Here is a 22866-nt window from a genome sequence, read left to right as displayed (position 1 = left end):
GAAATACGAAAAAAAGCCCAATTCTTTTTTAGAATCAGACTTTTTCAGTGCCCTTATTTTAAAGGGGATATCGGGAAATAGATAGTCCTAAGAGAGGGAAGAACCGGGAAAGAAAGCTGTCAAAGCATAAGAAACTTGCGAATAATACGGTCATCGAGATTGATAACTGCTCCCCACTTGAAATCCTGAAGCTGCAGAAGACCCTTAGTATAATCGCTTCTGGGGAAGGAATTGAGTTCGTTTCCGGAACAGCTATTCCAAGACAGACCTGGAAGCCACTTTTATGCGGATGAAAGAAAACCATATGCTGAACGGGCAGTTAAAGCCCGCTGTCTGTATAAATATGACGCTGAAAAGAATGCTGAAAGAAACAAGGTAATGAAGATAAATGAACAGTGGGAAAAATCCCATGCAAACATCCAGAGCGAGCGTGGGATACTGAAACGGCAGATACGTTCGATTCAGACAGAAGGCCATTTTGGAGATATTAAAGGAAATGAAAACTTCTGCCGTTTTAATTACCGTTCTACAGATAAGGTGTACAAAGAATTCATGCTGTATACGATCAGAAGGAATTTAAATAAATACTGTCGTTTTCTCAATGAAAAACTTAAAAAGTTTGAGGGAAAAACAACGGAAAAAACAGCCTGATCAAAAGTGTGGCTGTAAAAATCCAGACAAGGGATTTTTGCGCCTAAAAATAAATCTCATCTTACATCGAAAAAGGATCCCTCGCAAGACAAAAGACTAACATGCCTCGTCCTTGCTGGGATCCTTTCAATTACTGCTCGGGGATGCCGAAATGTGGTATTAACCGACAGACAATCATGAGAAAATCTCACCACAATAAATGAAAACTGGATACTAGCTATACGTTATGTATTGGTATACTTAAGGTGCCAAATAAGATCGGAAGGGGATTGGTGCTTACAAGCCCGTCCGACAGACTGATTTTCAGCTCCTTAGGTGTACCACTTTTTGTTTCCATCGGGTTTTGATGAGGACGCAGGACAGCCAACTATTAAGCAAGGAGCTGCATCGGCTTATGCGAAGGAGGTTTGCTTTATGGAAGTATTGTATAAGCGGTGTTGTGGGATTGACATTCATAAAAATATGATGGTAGCCTGTATTTTTACGAATGTCAGAAAAAAAGAAATCCGTCAGTTTTCAACAATGACGGAAGATATTCTCCAATTAGTTTCGTGGCTGAAAGAAACAGATTGTGAGATGGCTGCCATGGAAAGTACGGGCTCTTATTGGAAACCTGTATATAACATATTTGAAGAAGAACAGATACCGATCATGGTTGTGAATGCGCAGCATATCAAAGGAGTTCCCGGACGTAAGACGGATGTAAAAGATGCAGAGTGGATTGCCGATCTGGTACGCCATGGATTAGTAAAGGCAAGTTACATACCAAATAGGTATCAAAGAGAACTGCGGGAAATAACCCGTTACCGCCAGGAGGTAATTGAAGAACGTGCTCGTGAATTAAATCGAATCCAGGCTGTGTTAGAAGGCTGCAATGTTAAATTGAGCAGTGTAATTACCGATATCAGCGGAAAAAGCGGTATGGCAATTTTAAAGGCAATTGTATCTGAAGAAACAGATCCGGTTGTTTTAAGTGAACTTGCCGAAGGAAGAGCCAGAGATAAAATTCCAGAAATGCAGAAATCCCTACAAGGACGGATATCAGAACATCAGCAAAAAATGTTGAAACATCAACTTGGGCATATTGAAAGCCTGACCGCTTTAATTATGGATTTAGATGCAGATATTAAAAAAAACAGAATCCATAAACTGGGCAATCGAAGCTTTGGATGATATGCCTGGGATTGGAAGAAAAAGTGCAGAACGAATTTTAGCGGAAACTGGTGTGGAAATGGAGCACTTTCAAAATGAATCCCGTTTCAGCTCATGGGCGGGGCTTGTGCCTGAGTGTAAGGAAAGCGCCGGAAAAAAGATGAGTACACGAATACGGAAAGGAAATAAATATTTGAAAGCAACGCTGGTGGAATGTGCTCGTGCTGGAATACGAAACAAGCAAAGTTATCTCTACTCCCGTTATCAAAGAATTGCCGCGCGCAGAGGTGGGAAAAGGGCTTTAATTGCAGTAGCCCATACCATATTAATCGCGATCTATCATATACTAAAAGAGAAAGTTCCTTATCATGACCTTGGAGCGGACTACTATTCCGTTATCAGTCAAGAAAAGATAATCAATAGGAATATTCGTACATTAGAAAAGTTAGGGGTAAATGTAATGATTCAGCCGAAATGAATCTCTTTAACTGTATAATTAAGAGAAGGAAATAAGCCCGCCCAAAAGGCGAGCTTATTTAGAATGCTTGTTTATAGGTTATCGCTCTCAACTACGTTTTCAGGACAGCCCCCATTAATTACATCATATCTTAATGCCAGTTTTTTATTTGATTTCAAAACAATCTCAAATCCTAAGCAGGATTTCCATGTCCTATATTATTTTACAAATTAAATATAAATGATTACATGCTCCCAAATTTTGCACACATTTTCAAAAATACCTTTTCTTTACCCTTTAATATTTATTAATCGTATCTATTATAACTTTAATAATGACGATTACCGCAATAATCTCTGCTACAGGTGTATAAACTTCCCAAAATCCACCACTCACACCAGCAGTGTTCAATTTGGGAATAGATATTATGATCATTATTACTGTGCTGGCTATAACTGCTACAACTGCTCTTCCTTTTATTATCAGAAATATACATAAAGCCCATAGTATAAACGCAAGAATTCCATTTACACCTGCGCCGCCTTCCTCAGTTCCCATTGCCGCTGTTGTCCAAATCCCGGAAACCCATATTAAGCTGAAAATCCCAATTACAATACTCTTGATTCTGTCCACTGTTATCCTTCCTTCTTTTTTTGTGCATCAACAAATTATAACGCATTCTTTATTTAAGATTTCTTTTCATACATATTACAGTTTCCATAATAGCAATTTTCTTTATGTCAATATTTGTGTCTGATTTAATACGGCGGGAAACAGATTTTCTCTACATCCATACAGGCTTCCCGCCATATTTTCAATTTTACTTGTACTCCCTTTTGTATGCCGGACATTTTTCATAATCAGATGAATACTCACAGCGTTTATAACATTTATCACTGCTGATCTTCGCCCCTGTCAGTGCACATCTGTACGGATACCATGAACGATCGGTAGAATCTCCTGATACATTGTCAACAAGTTCTGGACATGCCATGTTTTTTCCTCCTTCAATATAGTTTATAATTTTACACCAATTGACAGAAAATCACGAAACCATATCAACAAACTGTATTCTTTCAAAATAGTCTGTCAACATATCCTGACTTCCTGCAATTTTTGTTGTCTCTTATTATACTACTTTATTTTTCGTATGTAAAGTCGAATTTTCATTTATTAATCGGTTTATCATTTTTTTAATTCACATATCATAGAAATAAAAAACAGGAGGTATGCATGGATTTAAATTATAAAGAAATAGGTAAAAGAATTGCCCACCGGCGGAAGGAACTCGGATTAAAACAGTCCGAGGTAGAAGAAAAAGCAGATCTCAGTCAGAAATATCTTTCCAATATTGAACGCAGCATTTCTATTCCCTCTGTTGAAGTAATTATGCGCCTTGCTTTAGCTCTGGATACAACACCCGATGAATTTCTTGTTGGAACTATGCAAACATATGGCGATGAATGGAAAAATATCAGTGAACTGCTTCGCAACATGAACTCCAGGCAGTTATCACTTGCCCGTAATTTTCTTACATGGCTTTCAGAACAACAGTTATAATTTGTTTCATTTTATATAATACCAGTAAGAGCGTTTTTCTATTTCAATACCAGAAAAACGCTCTTTCACTTACATTATAAAATATATCAGCATATCAGAGGGACATTAAGCATATACTCTTACCCTATCACTTCTTCTGTCGTTTCAGAAAAGATTTTCCAAATCTTGGAAAAAGCCCCTTTTTACTTTACAAAAATCATTCCCCTCAATATAATAGTCTTTGAAAATTCAGAAATTTCAATCGCTTTAAGAGGAATTCAGGGATATGGAAATCAGTATTTTACTTGCAAAGGAAATTGCAAAATTATTTCTTATCATGTTTATGGGATATGCAATTGTAAAGTTAAGGCTTGTAAAATCCCAGGACAGCAAATGCCTTTCCGTTGTCCTTGTATATCTGGTAATCCCCTGCGTGATCCTGAATGCTTTTCAGGTCGATTTCACCCCGGATATACAAAAAAATCTGGTATTTGCCTTTGCAACTGCCATTGGTATCCATATTCTTTTTCTTTTAGCAAATATCCCATTGCATGGTGCATTACATCTGAATGCGATCGAGCAGGCAAATATTATTTACCCTAACGCCGGAATCCTGATTTTCCCACTGGTACAGGCGCTGCAGGGACAGGACTATATTATTTATTCCAGTGCCTTCATGACTTTTCAGCTGGTTTTGCTATGGACTCACTGTAAAGGAATGTTGTGTAAAACAGAAAAAACGGATTGGAAAAAGATTCTTTTGAATGTGAATATCCTTTCAATTCTGATCGGACTCATTCTGTTTCTTTTCCATATCCATCTTCCTGCTGACTGTATATCTTGCGGCCATTACTCCGGCCTGCGCCACTGTTACTTCCATGGCTCTGCTATATGACAAGGATGCTGCCTATTCCAGTTCTTTATATGTTCTTACCACCTTGCTGTCTATCATCACCATGCCAATCATGGTGGGTTTGTTTGAGTCTTTTATTGGTTAAATATAAGTACAGAGGTCAGAACACTCCTGACCCCTGTACTTATAATAAATATTCTTCTGCCAATTTAAGTATCTTTTCAGCTGTTTCAATCTGCTCTGCAGTCACAGCCTTTGATGCTATATAAAATGTATCATAATCACTTGCATGTCGAATCTCTTCTGCCTTTACGATTTTTCTTCCTAAATCATGTGGAAAAATCCCAGGCTTCACATAATTTTTATTAAAATAACTTAACGTATCTTTATGACGCTTAAAAGCAACACCTTCTTTCGCAAGTATGGCACAAATTGTATGGAATATACTGTAATATGCTCTGTTATTGGCGCCACGATACTGCCCAGCTTCAAATGTAAGCTGCGCTGTCTGCAAATCCTCCTTTGCCACATTCAAACGATGCTTTACTACATCCATTTTCGTTCCCATATCAATAGAATCAGGCTGCTTCATACAAAACAACCCCTTCCTTCTGTACATTAGAGTAAAATGGATAAGAAGACACCCAATGATAAAAATGCTGCTTGTTTTTCACCACCGGCATCATCCATATATTATATTGCACATTGTACTCAAATCCTACTTCAGCCAAAGCATCTGAATAGGCATCCATCTCTTCCTCTGAAAGATCCACCAAAATCATAATATCTATATCCGACTCCGATGTATAATCTCCCCTAGCATAAGATCCATATAAAATTACACTCTTCAAATGTGTTCCATATATCTTTTGTACTTCTGATAAATATTGAATCAACAGAGTATGAATCGTCTGTGGCATATAATCCATTCCTCCTTTCTTTACAGTTTCAGTATAAAACATGTACGTGTTTTTCGCAATGTAAAAAACAGATAACGCAAACCAGGATCAGAACTAATTTCTGCCCCTGGCATTTATGATCAAAGCATTTTGTAGCCGGTTCTGGCATGATCACCCAGCCTCAGTCATGAATCACTGTTTATTCCGGTACCATTCCGTATATACACGGTTTAATGTAAATGACATGATAGCCAGCACATTTGCCCGGATGGTATCGTCCGGCCAGGTGGCATAGATTTCACTGCTTGCCACATTTTTTATATAGTCTCTGTACCGAACATAATAATTGGATGCTGATGGGTCATTGGCTGGTCCGTCATGAACCACAACGTATTCCGGAATTACCACTTTGCTAAGAACGATCTCACCGGATTCCTCTATTGGCTTTACTTCTGCCTCTTCAATCTTAGGCGGATAATCCCCGAACAATGTATGAGGGGGTATCACAATCCTCTGATAAGAATCAGTTATATTCCGTGCTGCCAGAAGAACCGGCTGTTTTGCCAGTACTTTTGGCAGCACTTCTGTTCCGGCCACCTCTTCCTTTTCATATCCTTCTGCTTCTACCTGTACAGTATACTCTGCATATGGCTGCTTTTCCTGGTCTGCACTCATACTGTATTCCAAAGGCGGAGACTTTAATTCCAGTACCGGTGTCTGACCGGATTCGTCTGTGCGTACCTCTTCAACAAAGCTGTCCGGGTCACCGGTATAGGATATTCTGACTAACGCATTTTCTACCGGATGATTGTCTGTCCCTGATCTTATTGTTACCTGAAGCTTTCCCTTGTCTATATTTTCTTCCATGGCATGAATTTTTGAAACTGCCCCCATATAGTCCCTCAAAAAATGCTTTTCAGATTAGCATATGAAACAAAGCAGGATCTTGTTCCGATTTTCTAATTATTTTTCCGTTTTATAAATATCATACCGCAACAAACCTTTTTAGTTATAATATACAATTATTATCATTTAATTTTGTCAGTATCGCAGAAATATATGTTTCATTTTTTTAATTTATTGACAATATTCTGTAAATTATGCTATCATTCTCATGAATTCATTAACAGGAGGAAAAACGCAATGAAAAAGATTAATTTGGATGCGATCCAGGTAAACGCAAAAGAAGCAGCTGCTGATCAGTTGGACGAAGTCAACGGCGGATGCCGTGTGCATGTTCGTTTCATATGCAATGGAAGAGAACTGGCTTCCTTAGATGCTTATGCTGGTGGAAAATACGGTTATTGCCAGTGTTCCCGTCGGGTCGGTGAAGCTACAGCTCCACTTGCAGTCTACAATCAGGTCATCCGGAGTTCAAACCCGTACTATTACTATGGAACACAAAGTAAAAACCCCAATGACAATTCAAGATTACCCGACGCTGCATACTATCAGAAATATGGTAAATGGCCAAGTTAATTTATCACAATTCAATGAGAGCCGGATACACATCCGGCTCTCATTTTTCTGTTGCATAAATAATTTGGAAGGATACCATCATGAAACGTTTCACACCAATATTACAAAATGATAAGGCAGACTGTGGACCAGCCTGTCTTCTTAGCATTTTCAAGTATTACGGTCTTAAAATATCCATAAGCGAATTAAAAGATATTTGCGGTACAGACCGGGAAGGTACCTCTGCCTCCGGTCTTATCCGTGGACTTGCCCATTACCATTACCAATACCGTGCTCTGAACATGACTCCGGACGGACTGACACCTGATCTTCCCTATCCAGCCGTTGCTCATATGATCACCGATGATGGGCTTCTCCATTATGTAGTGGTGCTGAAAGTAAAAAAAGACAGCATAAAGCTGTGTGATCCTGCAAAAGGAATCCTTACATGTAAAAAAGATCAATTTTTAAAAAACTGGACAGGTTTTCTTCTTCTGACTGCTCCGTCCGATGATTCTGTGACAGGTAATCATGAAAAAAACAATCTATTAAGCTTTTGCCGCCTGATTCTGGCTCAAAAAAGCTCCATATTTCTGATTATCCTTCTGTCTGTGATCTGCACAGGCATTGGTGTAATAACCTCATACTATTATCAGACGATCATGGACAAAATCGTACCTTCTGCGTCTTTTTCCTATCTGACGCAGGTTTCCCTGGGCATTATTATTCTCTATTTGGCTCAGATTCTTTTAAGTGTTATCCGAAGTATTATCATGATCAAATACGAACAACGACTGGATACCCAACTGACTCTCGGATATTATTACCATACACTGCTTCTTCCCATGCGTTTTTACACCATGCGGGATACAGGAGATATCATATCCAGGTTCAGTGACATTGGAAGTGTACAAAGCCTGATTTCGGAAGCAACCGTAGGTGTTTTTTTAGATGCATTTATGGCAATTGCCGGTGCAGTGATCCTGTGCAGATATAATCCTCAAATGTTTCTGGTGGCCTTCATTATGATGGCTGTGTATGCTCTGATTGTTTTTCTATATACAGGGCCATTAATGAAAATGAACCGTCAGATCCTGGACGACAATGCAAAGGTCACTTCACGCTTTATCGAAAGTGTAAACGGCATAGAAACCATAAAATCCTTTAATAATGAAAAACGGCATTTTGACAAAGTAAGCGGTATGTACAAGGATCTTCTGAAAAAAAATTTCCATATCGGAATGATCTCACTTAGTGAAAGCACCCTGATCTCTACCATTTCTTCCCTTGGAGGTGTTGCCATCCTGTGGGTAGGCACAGCCGGCGTGCTAAAGGGAAATCTTTCCATTGGTGAACTGATCACCTTTAATGCCCTGTTAGGATATTTTATCGGGCCGGTTACAAATCTGATCAATCTGCAGCCTACCATTCAGGCTGCCGTTGTATCCGTAAACCGTGTTGGAGAAGTTCTGGATTACAGATGTGAATACGATGCAGAAAAACCGGCGCATGTACAGCCACTGCCTGATTTTAAACGGATCCGCGTTCAGGATCTTACTTTCTCTTACGGTACAAGGAAGCCCGTTCTGAAAAATGTATCACTAACCATAACACAGGGACAAAAAATCGGTTTTGTCGGAAATTCCGGATCAGGAAAAACAACTCTGGCAAAGCTTCTGGTAGGTCTTTTTCAGACATCTGATCAAACTATTTTCTACAACGATGTTGATATGAACACCATTTATAAACCGGAACTGCGTAAAAAGATTCTGTATCTTTCCCAAGATGTTTTCCTGCAAAATGGTTCTCTTCGCGAAAATCTGCTAAACGGTCGTGAGGATATTGAAGAAAGTGATTTCAACCACATCTGCGAATTATGCGGCATACAGGAAATGGCTAATTCTCTGCCTCTTGGCTTTGAAACCCTGATTGAGGAAAACGGAAAAAATCTTTCCGGCGGTCAGAAACAACGGATTTCCATTGCCCGGGCACTTCTTGGGAAGCCTCAAGTTCTGATCATGGATGAAGCCACAAGCAGCCTGGACAATATTTCAGAAAAGATGATCGGACGTGCCCTGTCAGAATGTGCCAATCATATGACATTGATCCAGATTGCTCACAGGCTGACCACAGTAAAAAACTGTGATTGGATCTATGTATTTGATAATGGTTCTCTGGTGGAAGAAGGCACACATGTTCAGCTTCTGCAAAACAAATATTATTATTACAGGCTGTGGAATGAAGTACAGGATCATTCACATACACAGCCGGATCTACTTGGAGGATTCGATGAAAACATATAAAGCAATTATTTATACAGCCCTGAATGAGAAAATCCTTTATCTGCCTGCTGTCAATTATTACTTTGGTCTGCGCCCTGATTGTGCAATGACAGATTGTGAATATCAATGGACATGGAAAGAACTGGATTGCTTTTTGAAGAAAGAATCTCCGGAAGAATACTCCGTTTTTTCAAGAACATCCATAGAAAAACGCATTGGAAATCTGACTCACTATTCAGAATCAGAAATTAGAAATGAACTGGAGCTTGGACAGTTTACCTTGTGTTTTCATCCATCCAGGAAATGCAACCTGAACTGTAAATACTGCTTTGGACACTCTGATTATCTGGACAACCAGGAATTGAGCTTTGATACCATCAAAAAAGCTATTGATTATATGCTTTACGAATATGCTCCCTACGGCTGCAAATATATTTTTGATTTCAGCGGCTCCGGAGAGCCTTTGCTGAAGTTCGATTTGATTCGTCAGGTAACAGAATACTGTAAAGAAAAGAGACAGGAAATCGGAAAAGCCATCGAGATCATGTTCTGCTCCAATCTCACATTGATGACTCGGGAAATGGCTGATTATTTTGAAAATGAATCCATGATTCTTCTTGGAACAAGCCTTGATGGCGGACAGGAAACCAATGACAATAACCGGATATACAAAAATGGGAAAGGCACTTTCCAGGATGTAAAAAAGAGTCTGGAATTGTTTCAAAACAAAAAATTCGGCATTGCTTCCACTATCACCCCTTTAAACCAGAAGGTGGATGAAATCTTTGATGAACTTTATCAGCTTCCAAATGTAGACTGTATCAGCATGCGCTATATCCGGGAATATTCCGGATCTGCCTACGATTTCGATCACTTTGATATAGATGAGCTTTTGCTGCATTACGAGAAACTGTGCGAAAATGTATTGTTCCAGTTAAAGCAGGGGAATTTTGACTATCTGATAAAGCTGATCAATGGTGCTGATGTTTTCGGCATCCTGATCTCGCAAAATCTGCGGAAAGGCGGCAGCGCTCCTTTCCGCTGTGAAATGGGTAAAAACCGTATTATCTGCGGTCCTGACGGAAAATTCTATTCATGCAGCGTTATGATGGGTTCAAAAGATTTCTGTATCGGGAGCCTGGCGGAAGGCGTACGTCCGGATTTGGTAAAAAAATACTGGGAACGTCCTAAAGACAAAATCCCAGCATGTAAAGCCTGTGATTTTCACCAGGCCTGTGGAGGCGAATGCTACGCCAATTCCTATCTTCAGTATGGCAATATGTATACCACCAATTCCAAAAGCTGCCAACTGAACATACGGCTGAACAAACTCAGTTACGCCTTTCTGGAGCATCTGAAACGAACACAGCCAGAAAACTACCAAAAATTCGTAGAATACTCTTTTCAGATATCCAATTATACAACTACAAATACCGCTTTGTGGGCACTGGTAAAATGGTCAACCGTCCTTGGCAAACCACTATCCTATGAAGAGTTGATCAAAGATATCAATCCTGTAGAATCCACTACAGAAGGAAACCTGGTTCTTCAGAAAATGAGACAGCGCATTCCTTCTGCAGAATCCTACCAAATGGATCTTTCTGTTACCGCAGAAGACTTTCCTATCCCTGGAATATCTGTTCATAAAAGAGATAAGAAAGCCGGCGGTATAGAATATCTGCTTGTATATGGAATAAAAAACAAACATGTAATATTTGAAGGAATGAGTACCCGTGGCATCCAGGAAATGCCTTTAAAACAATATCTGACCAACATATCAGATATTATCCTTCTTTAAAAAATCTTCAGAAGATCATTATACATCACTACCACCATCAAAAGCATAAGGAGCATCAGCCCGGCAAAATGAACCATCCCTTCCACCTGGCGGTTCACCGGCTTTTTCCGCACTGCTTCAATCACCAGGAAGATAAGCCTTCCTCCATCCAGTGCAGGGATAGGAAGCAGGTTCATAACCCCCAGGTTTGCAGAAAGAAAGATTGCCATATAGATCATGTTTACCCATACTGCAAGTGTTCCTTCTTTTTTGCTTTGTTCATAGGTGGTACCGATGGCATCCACCACACCTACTGGTCCGCTCAGATCCTTGATTCCCAGGTGTCCGGTGACCAGCTCTTTCAGGCTCATAATGGTAGAGCGGATCAGATATTTTACTTCATAGGCACTGTATTTCAATACAGCCATCCCTTTTGTCTTCTGATAGCCTGCATTATAGGAAAATCCAAGATCCGGGGTACGGTATTCCCTTGGCGTAATGGTGGCATCATATTCCAGTCCATTTCGCTCATAAGTGATCTGTACAGGCTCGTCGGAAAGCGGATGCTCATCAATATATGCCTGGTATTCATCTCCGTCTGCCACTTTAACCCCGTTAATGGATGTGATCACATCCCCTGCCTGAAGACCTGCTTCCTCCAAAGGCATTCCCTGGATCAGGGATTCCACCTCCATAGAGGAAGCATCGCTTCTGTTAAAGCCAAGCAGATACCTGACAGATACATCCGGCTTAAAGGCCAGATTGATCTCCTGACCGTCACGATCTACCGTCATGTGTACGGTCTTATCTTCCTGTGCAGGATTAAAATACGTATACAGGTACAGATCCCTGGATAGATCAATGGTATATCCTTCATATTCCGTGATCACATCTCCTGTCTTAAGACCTGCCTTCTCTGCTGAAGATTCAGTCTTTACATCCAGTACCTCTGCAGGGTCATATCCTGCCAGAGAAACCATGATCACCGAAAGTACAAATGCCAAAATAAAATTGAAAACAGGACCTGCTGCCACCACTGCGATCCGTCCCCAGACAGATGCCGCATTGAAAGTGCCAGGCCGGTCATCCTCCATATCCTCCCCCAGCATGGCACAGGATCCGCCAAGAGGAAGCAGCTTTAGAGAATACCTGGTACCTCCCTTTACCGTACTTACAAGCCTTGGCCCCATTCCCAGGGAAAACTCTGTAACTACGATCCCATTTTTCTTTGCCAGCAGAAAATGTCCCAACTCATGAAACAATACAATTGCACTGAAAATAATGATTGCCAGAATGATCTTCAATCTACCACCTGCTTTCAATCCACTGATAGGTTTCTTTTTCCACAGCCAGGATCTGATCCAGATCCGGATGCTGGATCACTTTATGTCTTCCCATAGACTGCCCGATAATCTGATAAATATCCAGAAAACGGATCTTTTCCTGAAGAAATAGCTTCACTGCCAGCTCATTGGCTGCATTAAAGACAGTAGGCATGCTGCCTCCAGCCTGCGCTGCCTGGATTGCCATAGGAAGCCCCAGGAACGTATCCATATCCGGTTCTTCAAAGGTGATCTGCCTGAGTTTATGGAAGTCAAGGCGTTCCCCATCCAGATAACGTCTCTCAGGATAATACAGGGCATACTGGATGGGCAGGCGCATATCCGGTGTCCCAAGCTGTGCCATCACTGCCCCATCTTTAAATTCAACCATGGAATGGATAATACTTTGAGGCTGTACCACTACCTGAATATGATCAAGATCCATATCAAACAGCCATCTTGCTTCCATTACCTCAAGTCCTTTATTCACCAGGGTTGCTGAATCTACTGTGATCTTCTGTCCCATAACCCAGTTAGGGTGTTTTAATGTATCTGCCACAGTCACCTGCTGCAGATCTTCCCGTTTCCTTCCTCTGAAAGGTCCGCCGGAGGCTGTGATCAGAAGCTTATGGATCTCTTTTTTGTTTTCTCCATGAATAGCCTGAAAAATGGCACTGTGCTCACTGTCTACCGGCAGGATCTGTACTCCCTTTTCCTTTGCAAGGGGCATGATCAGATGCCCGGCCGTTACCAGGGTCTCTTTATTGGCAAGTGCAATGTCTTTTCCTGCACAGATGGCTTCCATAGTAGGACGGATCCCGATCATCCCTACCACAGCCGTCACAAGTATATCTGTCTCATCCATCCTTGCCAGCTGAAGCAGACCGTCCATACCCGAAACCACTTCTACAGGCAGATCTGCGATCCGTATCTGCAGGTCTTTTGCAGCCTGTTCATCCCATACAGCTACCAGCCTGGGATGGAACTCCCGTACCTGTTCTTCCAGCTTAAGGATATTTCTCCCTGCGCTGATACCAAGAACCTGTATATCTTTATTGCCCCGGACTACATCCAATGTCTGGGTGCCTATAGATCCGGTAGAACCTAAAATTGCTATTTTTTTCATAAAAAGTGCATCCTCTCTTCCTATATGGATCAGCCCAGGATCAGGGTTGCCAGATAATAGATTACCGGTGCAGTAATGATCACACTGTCAAAACGGTCAAGGATTCCTCCATGTCCCGGGATCAGTTTGCCGTAATCCTTGATTCCCTGATTTCTCTTGATGGCAGAAGCAGCCAGATCGCCTACCATGGAGATCAGCGCTCCAACCGCGCAAATCAGGGCATACTCTGCCACTTTACCACCAGTGGCTGCTGCATATAATGCACCCAGAAGTGCGGCTCCTGCCACACCTCCTACAGCTCCTTCCACCGATTTCTTAGGGCTTAGTACAGGAGCCATCTTGTGCTTACCGATGAGCATACCTGTACAGTAAGCGCAGGTGTCGCATCCCCAGGAGCATAAGAAGATCAGCCACACAATATACTTGCCATCTGTAAGATTACGGGTAAGGTAAATAAAAGAAAGCATAACCGCAACATAGACGATCCCGAAAAAGGCTTCCATTACTTCTCCTGCATGAAATCTTGGATATGTAAATACATATACAAAAAGCAGAAGGATCAATGCCAGGATCAAGCCCATCATGCCATATTTCTCATAGTCTGCTGCCATGGCAATGTAATATACCACAGCCCCCACATAGCCTGTGATCTCCAAAAGAGTAAACTTCTCTTTATGAACCTGCATGGCCTTATATAATTCCTGCATACCGATCAGGGAAATCCCGAGAAGGGTAAAAAACAGTATGTAACTGCCGCTCATGATCGTAAGAAGTGCCACTGCTACCAGCAGGATCCCGCTTATAAGTCTTGTTTTAAACATGCTGTTCCTCCTTTACCCCACCGTATCTTCTGTCTCTTTGATTATATTTCTCAATGGCTCTGATTAATTCTTGTTTATCAAAATCCGGCCATGGAACTTCTGTAAAATAAAATTCTGTATATGCCAGCTGCCATAAGAGAAAATTGGACAGACGCAGTTCTCCGCTTGTGCGGATCAGAAGGTCCGGATCTGGTACTCCGGCAGTATCCAGATATCCCTCTATGGTTTCCTCTGTAATCTGTGTCGGAATCAGCTTCCCTTCTGCAGCATCCTGTGCCATCCTTCGCATACCTCTGGTAATCTCATCCCTGCTGCCATAATTCAGTGCGATCTGGAAATACAGTTCGTCATAATCCTTAGATACTTCTTCCAGGTAGTGGATCCTCTCCCGGATCACTTCATCAAATACAGAGGTATCTCCTATGATCTTCACCCGCATTTTATTTCTTTCTGCAATTTTCACACACTTTTTCAGATAGCTTCTAAAAAGCTTCATCAGCGCTTCCACCTCATCCCTGGAACGCTTCCAGTTCTCTGTGGAAAACGCATATACTGTCAGATATTTGATTCCTAAGTCTTTTACATCATCACAAATGGTTTCCAGGTTGGCACAGCCTTTTACATGCCCGTAAGTTCTTGGCATGCCCTTTGCTTTCGCCCATCTGCCATTCCCATCCAGAATGATTGCAACATGATTGGGTACTTTCATATTCTCTCCTTCTTTTAAGACTGCACAAAAGGACTGCCGCAAACAGACAATGCCTTATTTGCAGCAGTCCTCCCATATATAGTGCTTATACTGTCATAATTTCTTTGGATTTCTTATCAACTGCAGCATCTACATCCTTGATATACTTATCTGTCAGTTTCTGGACTTTCTCTTCAAGTTCCTTTACTTCATCTTCAGAAACATCTTCTTTTTTCAGTTTCTTGAAGGCATCATTGGCATCCCTGCGGATATTGCGGACAGCAACCTTCGCTGCTTCCCCTTTCTTCTTAACATCCTTGACAAGCTCTTTACGACGGTCCTCTGTAAGTTCCGGGAAAAGAAGACGAATCACCTTGCCGTCATTACTTGGATTCAGGCCCAGGTCAGAACACAGAATAGCTTTCTCGATCTTCTTGATCAGACTGTTCTCCCATGGCTGGATCTGGATCAAACGTGCTTCAGGAACGGTAATATTGGCTACCTGCTGAAGGGGGGTAGGTGTTCCATAGTAATCTACTGTCAGCTTATCAAGGATATGCGGATTAGCGCGTCCTGCACGGATCGTTGTAAGCTCTGTCTCAAAACCACTCAGGGTCTTTTTCATTTTGTCCTCATATTTCTGAATTCTCTCATCCATTGTTCAATCTCCCTCTCCTGTTATTCTCTATTTTCTACACGGTTACTTTTGTACCGGAGAATTTACCATGAACAGTATTTACAATACTGTTCTCTTCCTCAAGGCCAAATACCAGCATAGGCATCTTCTGCTCCAGACACATAATAGATGCAGTAAGATCCATAGCTGCCAGCTTCTTATCAACCACTTCCTGTATGGAAATCTCATCATACTTCACTGCAGCCGGATTTACCTTGGGATCACTGTCATAAATACCATCCACTGCTTTTGCAAGAAGGATAGCATCTGCGCTGATCTCCACTGCACGAAGCACAGTCGCTGTATCTGTAGAAAAATAAGGGTGACCTGTACCACCGGCAAAAAATACTACCTTTCCCTGTGCAAAGCTCTCCTCTACGCTGTCCTTGGAATACAGTTTGGTAAATGCACCACAGGTAAATGGCGTATAAATCTCTGTAGAAAGGCCTACATATCTGCAGATATCGGATACATAAATGCAGTTCATGATAGTAGCGAGCATACCAATCTGGTCTGCCTTGCTGCGTTCCATGGCACCGCTGGTACGTCCGCGCCAGAAATTGCCGCCTCCGATCACGATCCCTACCTGAAGACCTTCAGATACGATCTGATGGATCTGCTTCGCAACTCCGATCACTGTAGCCTCATCAAAGCCTGTCTTCTTAGGGCCTGCCAGTGCCTCACCACTTAATTTTAATAGTACTCTTTTCATTTCCATTGTAAAATCCTGCCTTTGCTTCGATTATTCTCTGGTTAATGCTCACTCTGCTCGTCGTAACCTGCTCCTGCCAACCGGCAGTACTTATTACCATACACCTGCAACAATCTCATTCCCACTCTCGTCCACAGTAGTAGAAACTGTAAAAGATGGATAATAATGGTAGCCTGTCTCTCCAGTCTCCGGTTCATTCTGATAGTCACTGCCCTGTGGCTCCCCACATGCTGCGATCAGACTGTCCAGGGACTGCCCGATATACTGCTCTGCCACGCTGGCACTATTGTCTGTAGGATCTGTATTATTAGGATCCGGGGTAGGGGTAGGAGCAGTAGTAGCAGCCGGTGTAGAGGTCACTCCCGGAGTGGGTGTGGCATCTGTATCATTACCACTGCCATCTGTACTCTGTCCATCATCATCGATCAGCCCCAGACGCTTCTTAACCTCTGTAAGTGTGGAGGTCTCCTTCTTGCTGCTGCCAGTTAAGTAAGTAGCATAGGGAATAGAAGAATCTCCTGAGCCATCCATCTTCAAAGTGATCTGGCTGATATTCTGAAGCGGGATCTTTCTGAAGAAGCACTCGCTCTTATTCTCATCTGTATAAGAAATACGGATGTCATAGCTGGAAACTGTATTACCAGATGCATCCTTGGCATTCTTCTCAAAGTAGTACAGGGCCTTATCCCCGTCCTTCAAAGTAAACATGCCGTTCACAAGATCATCGCCCCAGTCATCATCCTCATCGGAATTAGGACGGATATAGATCCTGGCAACTTCAGAACCTGTCTTATTGACCACAACCACCTTGGAAGATGTGCTTGTCTTCTCTCCCATAATATTGGTAATATCTTCATCAGTGCTCTTCTCCATATCCACCAGTTCTGTGTCACTGCCGGAAGAGCCGTCTTTCTTCTGGTCATCTGATGCAGGTGCTACTGTTACCTGCGTCTCAGACTGTTTTCCATCGTCTTTGCTCTTTTTTCCACATCCACATCCTGCTGCAGCTGCCACACAGACAAGCAGCCCTGCCAGGATTAGATAACGTTTTTTCATAATATATATTCCTCCCGAAAATTGGATCATAAACAATAAAGATCTGGACATAAATCGTAACTGTTCTGTATCCTCACAGTTACAAATCCAGTAAAAATACTATTTTATTATTACAGAGTATCCCCATCTTGTCAACCAACCCCGGCAGGATTTCATACAATTTTTAGACTTTTTGTTTCTATAATGGGATAAGTGCTTTTCACTGAATACCCCTGTTAAAACCCTGTCTTCATACGGTTCTTCCGCATATTTTTCCTAAGGAGTCCTGCTTCATGTCTGCCCTTTTCCGCCTCTGTACAGATCTTAAGCCCCGGTACCTGCATAGGATGCTCGTTTTCGTCCATTGCCACCATGACAAAAAATGCACGGTTCACAGAATAGCGCATGCCATCTGACCTTTCCACATACGTATCGATTTCCACTTCCATAGAGGTATTACCTACACAGGTAACATATCCGATCAGTACCAAAAGCTCTCCTTCATAGGTTGCTTCTTTAAACTGAAGATTATCAATGGCAGCTGTGGTCACACGGTTGGTGCCTGCATGACGCATGGCTACCACACTGGCCACCTCATCTGCCCACTGCATCAGCATTCCCCCAAACAGACGGCCGCCTGCATTTAAGTGCTGATGCATGATCAAATGTACCTGTTCTGTCCTTGAATCTGCCACAGTACGAATCCGTCGCTCTTTATCCTGAATTTGATTTTTCTCCATGAATCCTGCTTTCTTCATGCTGCCTCCATCAGTACAGATTCTTTACCTTAAAGTCTCGTTCAGCCTCTCGTCTCTGGTCTTTCTTTGCAATATCCTGACGTTTGTCATACAGTTTCTTTCCTCTTGCCATTCCGATCTCCACTTTCACCAGGCTGTTCTTAAAATACACCTTTAATGGTACAAGTGTCAGGCCTTTCTCCTTCAGCTTTCCTTCGATCTTGTTGATCTCGTATCTGTGCAGAAGAAGCTTCCTTACACGAAGAGGATCTTTATTGAAAATATTCCCCTTTTCATAAGGACTGATATTCATACCATATATGAACATCTCCCCTCTCTCTGACCGAACATAGGATTCTTTGATACTGCATTTCCCCATTCGGAGAGATTTTACCTCTGTGCCAGCTAGTGCGATCCCGGCTTCATAGGTATCTTCTATAAAATAATCATGAAAGGCTTTTTTATTATTTGCGATCAGTTTGATCCCAGGTTTCTTCGCCATTGGCTCTCTCCCTTTCTTATATTTTTACGGATGGACTACTGTAAAATCCACAGTCTTCAAAAATGTATCTGCATCTGCTACCCGGACCTTTACCTTCTGGCCCAGCCTGTATACCTTCCGGGTCATGTCTCCCCGTAGTTCATAAGTTTCTTTGTCAAAGGTGTAATAATCATCCCGCAATGTATTTACATGTACAAGTCCTTCTACTGTATTGGGAAGCTCCACGTAAAAGCCCCAGCCTGTAACACCGGAAATGATCCCTTCATATTCTTCACCCAGATGATAGGACATGTATTCTGCCTTTTTCAGCTTATCAGACTCCCTTTCTGCCTCATCAGCCCTGCGTTCACAGGCACTGGACTGCTGTGCCACATCCTCCAGGATCTCCTGATAATGTTCCGTCCTTCCTTCCCGGATCAGGCGTCCCCTTAAATTATCTTTAATGATCCTGTGGATCTGAAGATCCGGATATCTGCGGATAGGAGAAGTGAAATGGCAATAATACTTTGCAGCCAATCCGAAATGACCGCTGCATTGGGTAGTATACCTGGCCTGCTTCATGGTGCGAAGAGTAAGACGGCTAATCTGCGGTTCATTCTCCAGCCCCTGGATCTGCTCCAGGATCTGCTGTATCTCCTTGGGAGTGATCTCCTGACCCATCTTCTGTACAGCCACTCCCTGATTACGCAATAGGGTCAGCAGACTTTCCACCTTTTCAGGATCCGGATTATCGTGCGTCCTGTAAACAAATGGTTTTCCTTCTTTACAGTATTCTTCTGCCACAGTCTCATTTGCCACCAGCATAAAGTCTTCAATGATCCTGGTAGCTACATTAGCTTCATAAGGCTTTACATCGATAGCCCTTCCTGCTGCATTCAGGATGATCTTGCTTTCCGGAAAATCAAAATCAATGGAACCTCTGTGATGTCTGCTTTCACGGATGATCCCTGAAAGTTCTTTCATAAGGAAAAACATGGGAATCAACGACGCATATCTTTCTTTTGCCTGTGGATCCGTATCCTCCAGAATATTCTTAACATCTGTGTAACTCATCCGCTCATCCACACGGATCACAGTCTCTGCGATCTGGTAGGAAATCCGCTTTCCTGATGAATCAATATCCATCAGACAGGAAAGCGTAAGGCGGTCCTGTCCCTGATTCAGGGAGCAGATCCCATTAGAAAGCCGTACCGGAAGCATAGGCACCACACGGTCTGCCAGGTAAACACTGGTACCCCTTTTCAAGGCTTCACGGTCCAAGGCACTGCCGCCCTGCACATAATTGCTAACATCTGCAATATGTACCCCCAGGTGGTAGATATCTCCCTCTTTTGTCAGGGAAATCGCATCATCCAGATCCTTTGCATCCTCACCGTCAATGGTAACCGTCTGAAGATGGGTCAGATCCAGCCTGCCCTCCCTGTCTGCATCCAGCACATGATCCGGTACACGTTCTGCCTGACGCAGCACCTTATCCGGAAATTCACTTGGAATTCCAAAGCTTTTCACAATAGCCAGGATGTCTGTCCCTGGCGCTTTCATACTCCCCAGATCCTCGATCACCTTACCTTCCGGGCTTTTGTTCTTAGTGCCGTAATCTGTGATCTGAACAACCACCTTATCTCCATCCCGGACTCCCTTGGAATCCTTCTTGGGAATAAAAATATCTTTGGAAAATCTGGGATTATCACTGAGAACAAAGCCATAATCCCGGTTATTCTGATACGTACCTACAATCTGGATAGTACCCCGCTCCAGGATCTTCACAACAGCGCCTTCCCTACGTTTTCCATCCTCCGGCTCCTTGGTCACAACTACCACTACCCGGTCCTGGTGCATAGCTGTTCCTGTATTTTCCTCCGGAATATATATATCCTCTTCCAGTTCTTCGGTTTCTACAAAGCCAAAGCCTTTATTGTGCCCGATAAATGTCCCTTCATACCTGGGCATATCCGCAAGATCTTCCTGGAAATGATTTTCTGTCAGTCTTTTTTTAACCCGTTTTTTTTCTTTTCCGCCGCTCCATTCTTTTGCAGCTTTTGAATCTTTTTCCCTGATCTTGTTTTTTTTCTTTTTACCGGATACTTTGAAATACCTGCCTTTTTTGTCCTGCTGTGCCTTGCCCTCCTGCTCCAGTTCATCCAGCACCTGCCATAATTCTCTTTTTTCTTCCTTTGACAGGCCAAGCAAAGAGGCCATTTCCCTCAGCCGCATAGGCTTGTAGACAGGATCTCCCATTAATTCCAGTATGAATTTTTTCCTTTTGTCTGTATTATTTCTTCCGCTCAAAATATCTCCTTTGATAAAAAAAAGGCTGTTGTAATATGCAACAGCCTTTCCCATTTACTAACTTATACACAATGTCCACAGCATAAAGCTGTAAAACCTGCGGCTTGTCCTGTCACTGGAATATGCTTAGAAATTCAGGTTCAGAACTACAGTAAGCACAAAGAACAGAACTCCCATCAGAGAAGTAGCTTTAACAAGGCCGCCTTCCATGGTACGTCCCTTATTCTTTCCCCAGTAGGTATCTGCTGCTCCTGCAATTGCGCCCAGGCCCTGAGACTTTCCTTCCTGCATCAGGACTACTACGGTAAGGGCAATACAATCTATAGCAAAAATAACTGTCAATATCGTTCTTAAAATCTCCACTCTGTTACACCTCCTAATCAACTGTTTTTCATTGTATCATAGGTAAAGTGGGATTTCAACTGTTTTTCCAAAATGTTTTTATAATGTTTTGTTAAAATTACTGAAAACATACAAACAGATCAAGAAAATGGATTCTGATAGATTGCCAGTCCACCCAGATGCTCATGGATCCGAAGAAGCTGATTGTATTTGGCATTCCGCTCAGATCTGCATGGTGCTCCTGTTTTGATCTGCCCCGCTCCTGTTGCCACTGCCAGATCGGCAATAAAAGGGTCCTCAGTTTCCCCGGAACGGTGGGATATGACAGAACGATATCCTGCACGATGAGCCATTTCCACAGCATCCAGGGCTTCTGTTACCGTTCCGATCTGATTCACTTTGATCAGAATCGCATTGGCAGCATCCAGACGGATCCCACAGCCAAGTCTTTTAATATTGGTAACAAAAAGATCATCTCCTACCAGCTGAAGATGGCTTCCCAGAGCCTTTGTCAAATTCTTCCAGCCTTCCCAGTCATCCTCATGAAGTCCATCCTCCAGAGACACAACAGGGAAATCCTGAGCCAGCGTCTGATAATAATGGATCATCTCTCCACTGTCCCGTAATACTTCTTCCCCTGTCATCTGACTTTCGCCAGGGAAAACATAAACTCCTCTTTCTTCATCATACAATTCACTGGCAGCCGCATCAATTGCGATTCCAATCTCTTTGCCCGGCTGATAACCACTTTTTTCAATGGCCTCCATGATCAGCTCCAGAACCTGCCTGGAGTCCTTCACATCCGGTGCAAAACCGCCTTCGTCGCCCACTCCAGTATTCATATTTCTCTGCCTGAGGATACATTTCAAATGCTGATATATTTCTGCACTCATCCGCAATGCTTCCGGAAAGCAGTCCGTCCCAAGGGGCATGATCATAAATTCCTGCAGATCCACCGTATTGTCTGCGTGACAGCCCCCATTCAGGATATTCATCATAGGCACAGGCAGCCGGCTGGCATGACAGCCTCCCAGATATTGATAAAGGGGAATCCTCATGGCCATGGCACTTGCCCTTGCTACTGCCATGGATACTCCAAGTGTAGCATTTGCCCCCAGATTCCCCTTGTTGTCTGTCCCGTCTGTGTACTGCAAGATCTGGTCAATGTACATCTGATTTAAGGCATTCTCTCCCAGAACTGCTTCAGCAATCTTCGTATTCACATTTTGGACTGCTTTCTCCACACCCAGCCCCAGATATTTGTCTTTTTCCTGATCCCTTAGCTCTACAGCTTCAAATTTCCCTGTAGATGCTCCTGAAGGTACCATTGCTCTTGCTGTATATCCATTGATCCCAATCACACCTTCTCCTACTGTAACTTCTACTTCTACCGTAGGATTGCCTCTGGAATCCAGTACTTGTCTTGCGTGAATCTTTCTGATAGGAAGATACCGTAACATGTTTTTACCTCCTGATATTTATGAAGGTAGTTTTTCCTGTAACAGCATTTTCTATTCAAAGCAGATCCTTTTATCACATTTCCATTTT

General features: G+C 42.5%; 25 protein-coding genes. 8 read left to right on the top strand and 17 right to left on the bottom strand.

Annotated features, from left to right (window positions below; all coding sequences use genetic code 11):
• Positions 1 to 378 precede the first annotated feature (378 nt).
• The 3 genes from G5B11_RS19095 (at position 379) to G5B11_RS19085 (ending at position 2281) form a co-directional block, all read left to right on the top strand.
• Positions 379 to 651: a transposase gene (locus G5B11_RS19095; RefSeq protein WP_244092967.1), complete on the top strand. Its 273-nt coding sequence runs from the start codon at positions 379 to 381 to the stop codon at positions 649 to 651.
• A 414-nt stretch (positions 652 to 1065) separates the two neighbouring features.
• Positions 1066 to 1824: an IS110 family transposase gene (locus tag G5B11_RS19090; RefSeq protein WP_244092966.1), complete on the top strand. Its 759-nt coding sequence runs from the start codon at positions 1066 to 1068 to the stop codon at positions 1822 to 1824.
• Entirely contained in the window at positions 1769 to 2281 is a 513-nt protein-coding gene (locus tag G5B11_RS19085) for a transposase (protein ID WP_244092965.1), read from the top strand. Before G5B11_RS19090 ends, G5B11_RS19085 begins: the two co-directional genes overlap by 56 nt.
• A gap of 276 nt (positions 2282 to 2557) precedes the next feature.
• Here the strand turns inward: G5B11_RS19085 and G5B11_RS09810 are convergent, their stop codons facing one another.
• The gene (locus G5B11_RS09810) at positions 2558 to 2893 is read right to left on the bottom strand and encodes a hypothetical protein (RefSeq protein WP_173727917.1); all 336 of its coding nucleotides are present in this window, start codon (positions 2891 to 2893) and stop codon (positions 2558 to 2560) included.
• Positions 2894 to 3080: 187 nt separating this feature from the next.
• The gene (locus G5B11_RS09805; protein WP_173727915.1) at positions 3081 to 3254 is read right to left on the bottom strand and encodes a hypothetical protein; all 174 of its coding nucleotides are present in this window, start codon (positions 3252 to 3254) and stop codon (positions 3081 to 3083) included.
• A 239-nt stretch (positions 3255 to 3493) separates the two neighbouring features.
• Between G5B11_RS09805 and G5B11_RS09800 the strand changes: the two genes are divergently transcribed.
• Positions 3494 to 3820 (top strand): helix-turn-helix domain-containing protein, encoded by a 327-nt coding sequence (locus tag G5B11_RS09800; protein ID WP_173727913.1) that lies wholly within the window; start codon positions 3494 to 3496, stop codon positions 3818 to 3820.
• 265 nt (positions 3821 to 4085) lie between these two features.
• On the top strand, positions 4086 to 4694 hold the full coding sequence (locus tag G5B11_RS09795) for an AEC family transporter (RefSeq protein ID WP_330603114.1): 609 nt from the start codon (positions 4086 to 4088) through the stop codon (positions 4692 to 4694).
• A 142-nt stretch (positions 4695 to 4836) separates the two neighbouring features.
• Here the strand turns inward: G5B11_RS09795 and G5B11_RS09790 are convergent, their stop codons facing one another.
• From G5B11_RS09790 to G5B11_RS09780, 3 genes are all read right to left on the bottom strand, one after another.
• Positions 4837 to 5244 (bottom strand): HEPN domain-containing protein, encoded by a 408-nt coding sequence (locus G5B11_RS09790; RefSeq protein ID WP_173727911.1) that lies wholly within the window; start codon positions 5242 to 5244, stop codon positions 4837 to 4839.
• The gene (locus tag G5B11_RS09785) at positions 5231 to 5572 is read right to left on the bottom strand and encodes a nucleotidyltransferase domain-containing protein (protein WP_173727923.1); all 342 of its coding nucleotides are present in this window, start codon (positions 5570 to 5572) and stop codon (positions 5231 to 5233) included. Before G5B11_RS09785 ends, G5B11_RS09790 begins: the two co-directional genes overlap by 14 nt.
• Positions 5573 to 5743: 171 nt before the next feature.
• Positions 5744 to 6445, bottom strand: a complete 702-nt coding sequence (locus G5B11_RS09780) for a hypothetical protein (protein WP_330603112.1) — start codon at positions 6443 to 6445, stop codon at positions 5744 to 5746.
• 249 nt (positions 6446 to 6694) lie between these two features.
• Between G5B11_RS09780 and G5B11_RS09775 the strand changes: the two genes are divergently transcribed.
• The 3 genes from G5B11_RS09775 (at position 6695) to G5B11_RS09765 (ending at position 11089) form a co-directional block, all read left to right on the top strand.
• Positions 6695 to 7030 (top strand): hypothetical protein, encoded by a 336-nt coding sequence (locus G5B11_RS09775; protein WP_173727909.1) that lies wholly within the window; start codon positions 6695 to 6697, stop codon positions 7028 to 7030.
• Between the two features lie 80 nt (positions 7031 to 7110).
• Positions 7111 to 9312, top strand: coding sequence for a peptidase domain-containing ABC transporter (locus G5B11_RS09770; RefSeq protein WP_173727907.1), 2202 nt, complete (start codon positions 7111 to 7113; stop codon positions 9310 to 9312).
• Positions 9299 to 11089 carry a radical SAM/SPASM domain-containing protein gene (locus G5B11_RS09765; RefSeq protein ID WP_173727905.1) on the top strand — a complete coding sequence of 597 codons (1791 nt, stop codon included), beginning with the start codon at positions 9299 to 9301 and terminating at the stop codon, positions 11087 to 11089. The genes G5B11_RS09770 and G5B11_RS09765 overlap by 14 nt, the downstream gene beginning before the upstream one ends.
• Here G5B11_RS09765 and rseP read toward each other — a convergent pair.
• The 12 genes from rseP to eno all read right to left on the bottom strand — a co-directional run bounded on the left by rseP (position 11086) and on the right by eno (position 22778).
• Positions 11086 to 12372, bottom strand: coding sequence for an RIP metalloprotease RseP (gene rseP, locus G5B11_RS09760; RefSeq protein ID WP_173727903.1), 1287 nt, complete (start codon positions 12370 to 12372; stop codon positions 11086 to 11088). The genes G5B11_RS09765 and rseP overlap by 4 nt on opposite strands.
• Before the next feature lies 1 nt (position 12373).
• A complete protein-coding gene (dxr, locus tag G5B11_RS09755) occupies positions 12374 to 13516 on the bottom strand; it encodes a 1-deoxy-D-xylulose-5-phosphate reductoisomerase (RefSeq protein WP_173727901.1) in 1143 nt (380 codons plus the stop codon).
• 29 nt (positions 13517 to 13545) lie between these two features.
• A complete protein-coding gene (locus G5B11_RS09750) occupies positions 13546 to 14337 on the bottom strand; it encodes a phosphatidate cytidylyltransferase (RefSeq protein ID WP_173727899.1) in 792 nt (263 codons plus the stop codon).
• Positions 14330 to 15046: an isoprenyl transferase gene (locus tag G5B11_RS09745; RefSeq protein WP_173727896.1), complete on the bottom strand. Its 717-nt coding sequence runs from the start codon at positions 15044 to 15046 to the stop codon at positions 14330 to 14332. Before G5B11_RS09745 ends, G5B11_RS09750 begins: the two co-directional genes overlap by 8 nt.
• Positions 15047 to 15131: 85 nt before the next feature.
• A complete protein-coding gene (gene frr / locus G5B11_RS09740) occupies positions 15132 to 15683 on the bottom strand; it encodes a ribosome recycling factor (protein WP_158420175.1) in 552 nt (183 codons plus the stop codon).
• Positions 15684 to 15717: 34 nt separating this feature from the next.
• Positions 15718 to 16413, bottom strand: coding sequence for a UMP kinase (gene pyrH, locus G5B11_RS09735; protein WP_173727921.1), 696 nt, complete (start codon positions 16411 to 16413; stop codon positions 15718 to 15720).
• A gap of 93 nt (positions 16414 to 16506) precedes the next feature.
• Entirely contained in the window at positions 16507 to 17469 is a 963-nt protein-coding gene (locus tag G5B11_RS09730) for a hypothetical protein (RefSeq protein ID WP_173727894.1), read from the bottom strand.
• Between the two features lie 215 nt (positions 17470 to 17684).
• Complete coding sequence (locus G5B11_RS09725) at positions 17685 to 18206, bottom strand: acyl-CoA thioesterase (RefSeq protein ID WP_158420172.1); 522 nt, start codon at positions 18204 to 18206, stop codon at positions 17685 to 17687.
• A 10-nt stretch (positions 18207 to 18216) separates the two neighbouring features.
• The gene (gene smpB, locus G5B11_RS09720) at positions 18217 to 18687 is read right to left on the bottom strand and encodes an SsrA-binding protein SmpB (protein ID WP_158420171.1); all 471 of its coding nucleotides are present in this window, start codon (positions 18685 to 18687) and stop codon (positions 18217 to 18219) included.
• A gap of 24 nt (positions 18688 to 18711) precedes the next feature.
• On the bottom strand, positions 18712 to 20925 hold the full coding sequence (rnr, locus tag G5B11_RS09715; RefSeq protein WP_420360626.1) for a ribonuclease R: 2214 nt from the start codon (positions 20923 to 20925) through the stop codon (positions 18712 to 18714).
• Between the two features lie 177 nt (positions 20926 to 21102).
• Positions 21103 to 21339, bottom strand: a complete 237-nt coding sequence (gene secG / locus G5B11_RS09710) for a preprotein translocase subunit SecG (RefSeq protein ID WP_173727890.1) — start codon at positions 21337 to 21339, stop codon at positions 21103 to 21105.
• A gap of 119 nt (positions 21340 to 21458) precedes the next feature.
• On the bottom strand, positions 21459 to 22778 hold the full coding sequence (gene eno, locus G5B11_RS09705) for a phosphopyruvate hydratase (protein WP_158420168.1): 1320 nt from the start codon (positions 22776 to 22778) through the stop codon (positions 21459 to 21461).
• Positions 22779 to 22866 lie beyond the last annotated feature (88 nt).

It is taken from the genome of Blautia glucerasea, from assembly GCF_013304385.1.
In the GTDB taxonomy this organism is placed as follows: Bacteria; Bacillota; Clostridia; order Lachnospirales; family Lachnospiraceae; genus Blautia_A; species Blautia_A ammoniilytica.
This window is presented reverse-complemented; position numbering and strand designations above follow the sequence as displayed.

What these genes read in the sequence shown, in the direction of transcription:
- G5B11_RS09730 (WP_173727894.1), bottom strand. Translation starts at nt 17,469, where the DNA reads ATGAAAAAACGTTATCTAATCCTGGCAGGGCTGCTTGTCTGTGTGGCA.
- smpB (WP_158420171.1), bottom strand. Translation starts at nt 18,687, where the DNA reads ATGGCGAAGAAACCTGGGATCAAACTGATCGCAAATAATAAAAAAGCC.
- pyrH (WP_173727921.1), bottom strand. Translation starts at nt 16,413, where the DNA reads ATGAAAAGAGTACTATTAAAATTAAGTGGTGAGGCACTGGCAGGCCCT.
- G5B11_RS09745 (WP_173727896.1), bottom strand. Translation starts at nt 15,046, where the DNA reads ATGAAAGTACCCAATCATGTTGCAATCATTCTGGATGGGAATGGCAGA.
- rnr (WP_420360626.1), bottom strand. Translation starts at nt 20,925, where the DNA reads ATGGGAGATCCTGTCTACAAGCCTATGCGGCTGAGGGAAATGGCCTCT.
- G5B11_RS09805 (WP_173727915.1), bottom strand. Translation starts at nt 3,254, where the DNA reads ATGGCATGTCCAGAACTTGTTGACAATGTATCAGGAGATTCTACCGAT.
- G5B11_RS09750 (WP_173727899.1), bottom strand. Translation starts at nt 14,337, where the DNA reads ATGTTTAAAACAAGACTTATAAGCGGGATCCTGCTGGTAGCAGTGGCA.
- frr (WP_158420175.1), bottom strand. Translation starts at nt 15,683, where the DNA reads ATGGATGAGAGAATTCAGAAATATGAGGACAAAATGAAAAAGACCCTG.
- G5B11_RS09785 (WP_173727923.1), bottom strand. Translation starts at nt 5,572, where the DNA reads ATGCCACAGACGATTCATACTCTGTTGATTCAATATTTATCAGAAGTA.
- G5B11_RS09765 (WP_173727905.1), top strand. Translation starts at nt 9,299, where the DNA reads ATGAAAACATATAAAGCAATTATTTATACAGCCCTGAATGAGAAAATC.
- G5B11_RS19095 (WP_244092967.1), top strand. Translation starts at nt 379, where the DNA reads ATGAAGATAAATGAACAGTGGGAAAAATCCCATGCAAACATCCAGAGC.
- G5B11_RS19090 (WP_244092966.1), top strand. Translation starts at nt 1,066, where the DNA reads ATGGAAGTATTGTATAAGCGGTGTTGTGGGATTGACATTCATAAAAAT.
- G5B11_RS09725 (WP_158420172.1), bottom strand. Translation starts at nt 18,206, where the DNA reads ATGAAGAAAGCAGGATTCATGGAGAAAAATCAAATTCAGGATAAAGAG.
- eno (WP_158420168.1), bottom strand. Translation starts at nt 22,778, where the DNA reads ATGTTACGGTATCTTCCTATCAGAAAGATTCACGCAAGACAAGTACTG.
- G5B11_RS09795 (WP_330603114.1), top strand. Translation starts at nt 4,086, where the DNA reads ATGGAAATCAGTATTTTACTTGCAAAGGAAATTGCAAAATTATTTCTT.
- G5B11_RS09800 (WP_173727913.1), top strand. Translation starts at nt 3,494, where the DNA reads ATGGATTTAAATTATAAAGAAATAGGTAAAAGAATTGCCCACCGGCGG.
- dxr (WP_173727901.1), bottom strand. Translation starts at nt 13,516, where the DNA reads ATGAAAAAAATAGCAATTTTAGGTTCTACCGGATCTATAGGCACCCAG.
- G5B11_RS09775 (WP_173727909.1), top strand. Translation starts at nt 6,695, where the DNA reads ATGAAAAAGATTAATTTGGATGCGATCCAGGTAAACGCAAAAGAAGCA.
- G5B11_RS19085 (WP_244092965.1), top strand. Translation starts at nt 1,769, where the DNA reads ATGCAGATATTAAAAAAAACAGAATCCATAAACTGGGCAATCGAAGCT.
- G5B11_RS09790 (WP_173727911.1), bottom strand. Translation starts at nt 5,244, where the DNA reads ATGAAGCAGCCTGATTCTATTGATATGGGAACGAAAATGGATGTAGTA.
- G5B11_RS09780 (WP_330603112.1), bottom strand. Translation starts at nt 6,445, where the DNA reads ATGGGGGCAGTTTCAAAAATTCATGCCATGGAAGAAAATATAGACAAG.
- G5B11_RS09770 (WP_173727907.1), top strand. Translation starts at nt 7,111, where the DNA reads ATGAAACGTTTCACACCAATATTACAAAATGATAAGGCAGACTGTGGA.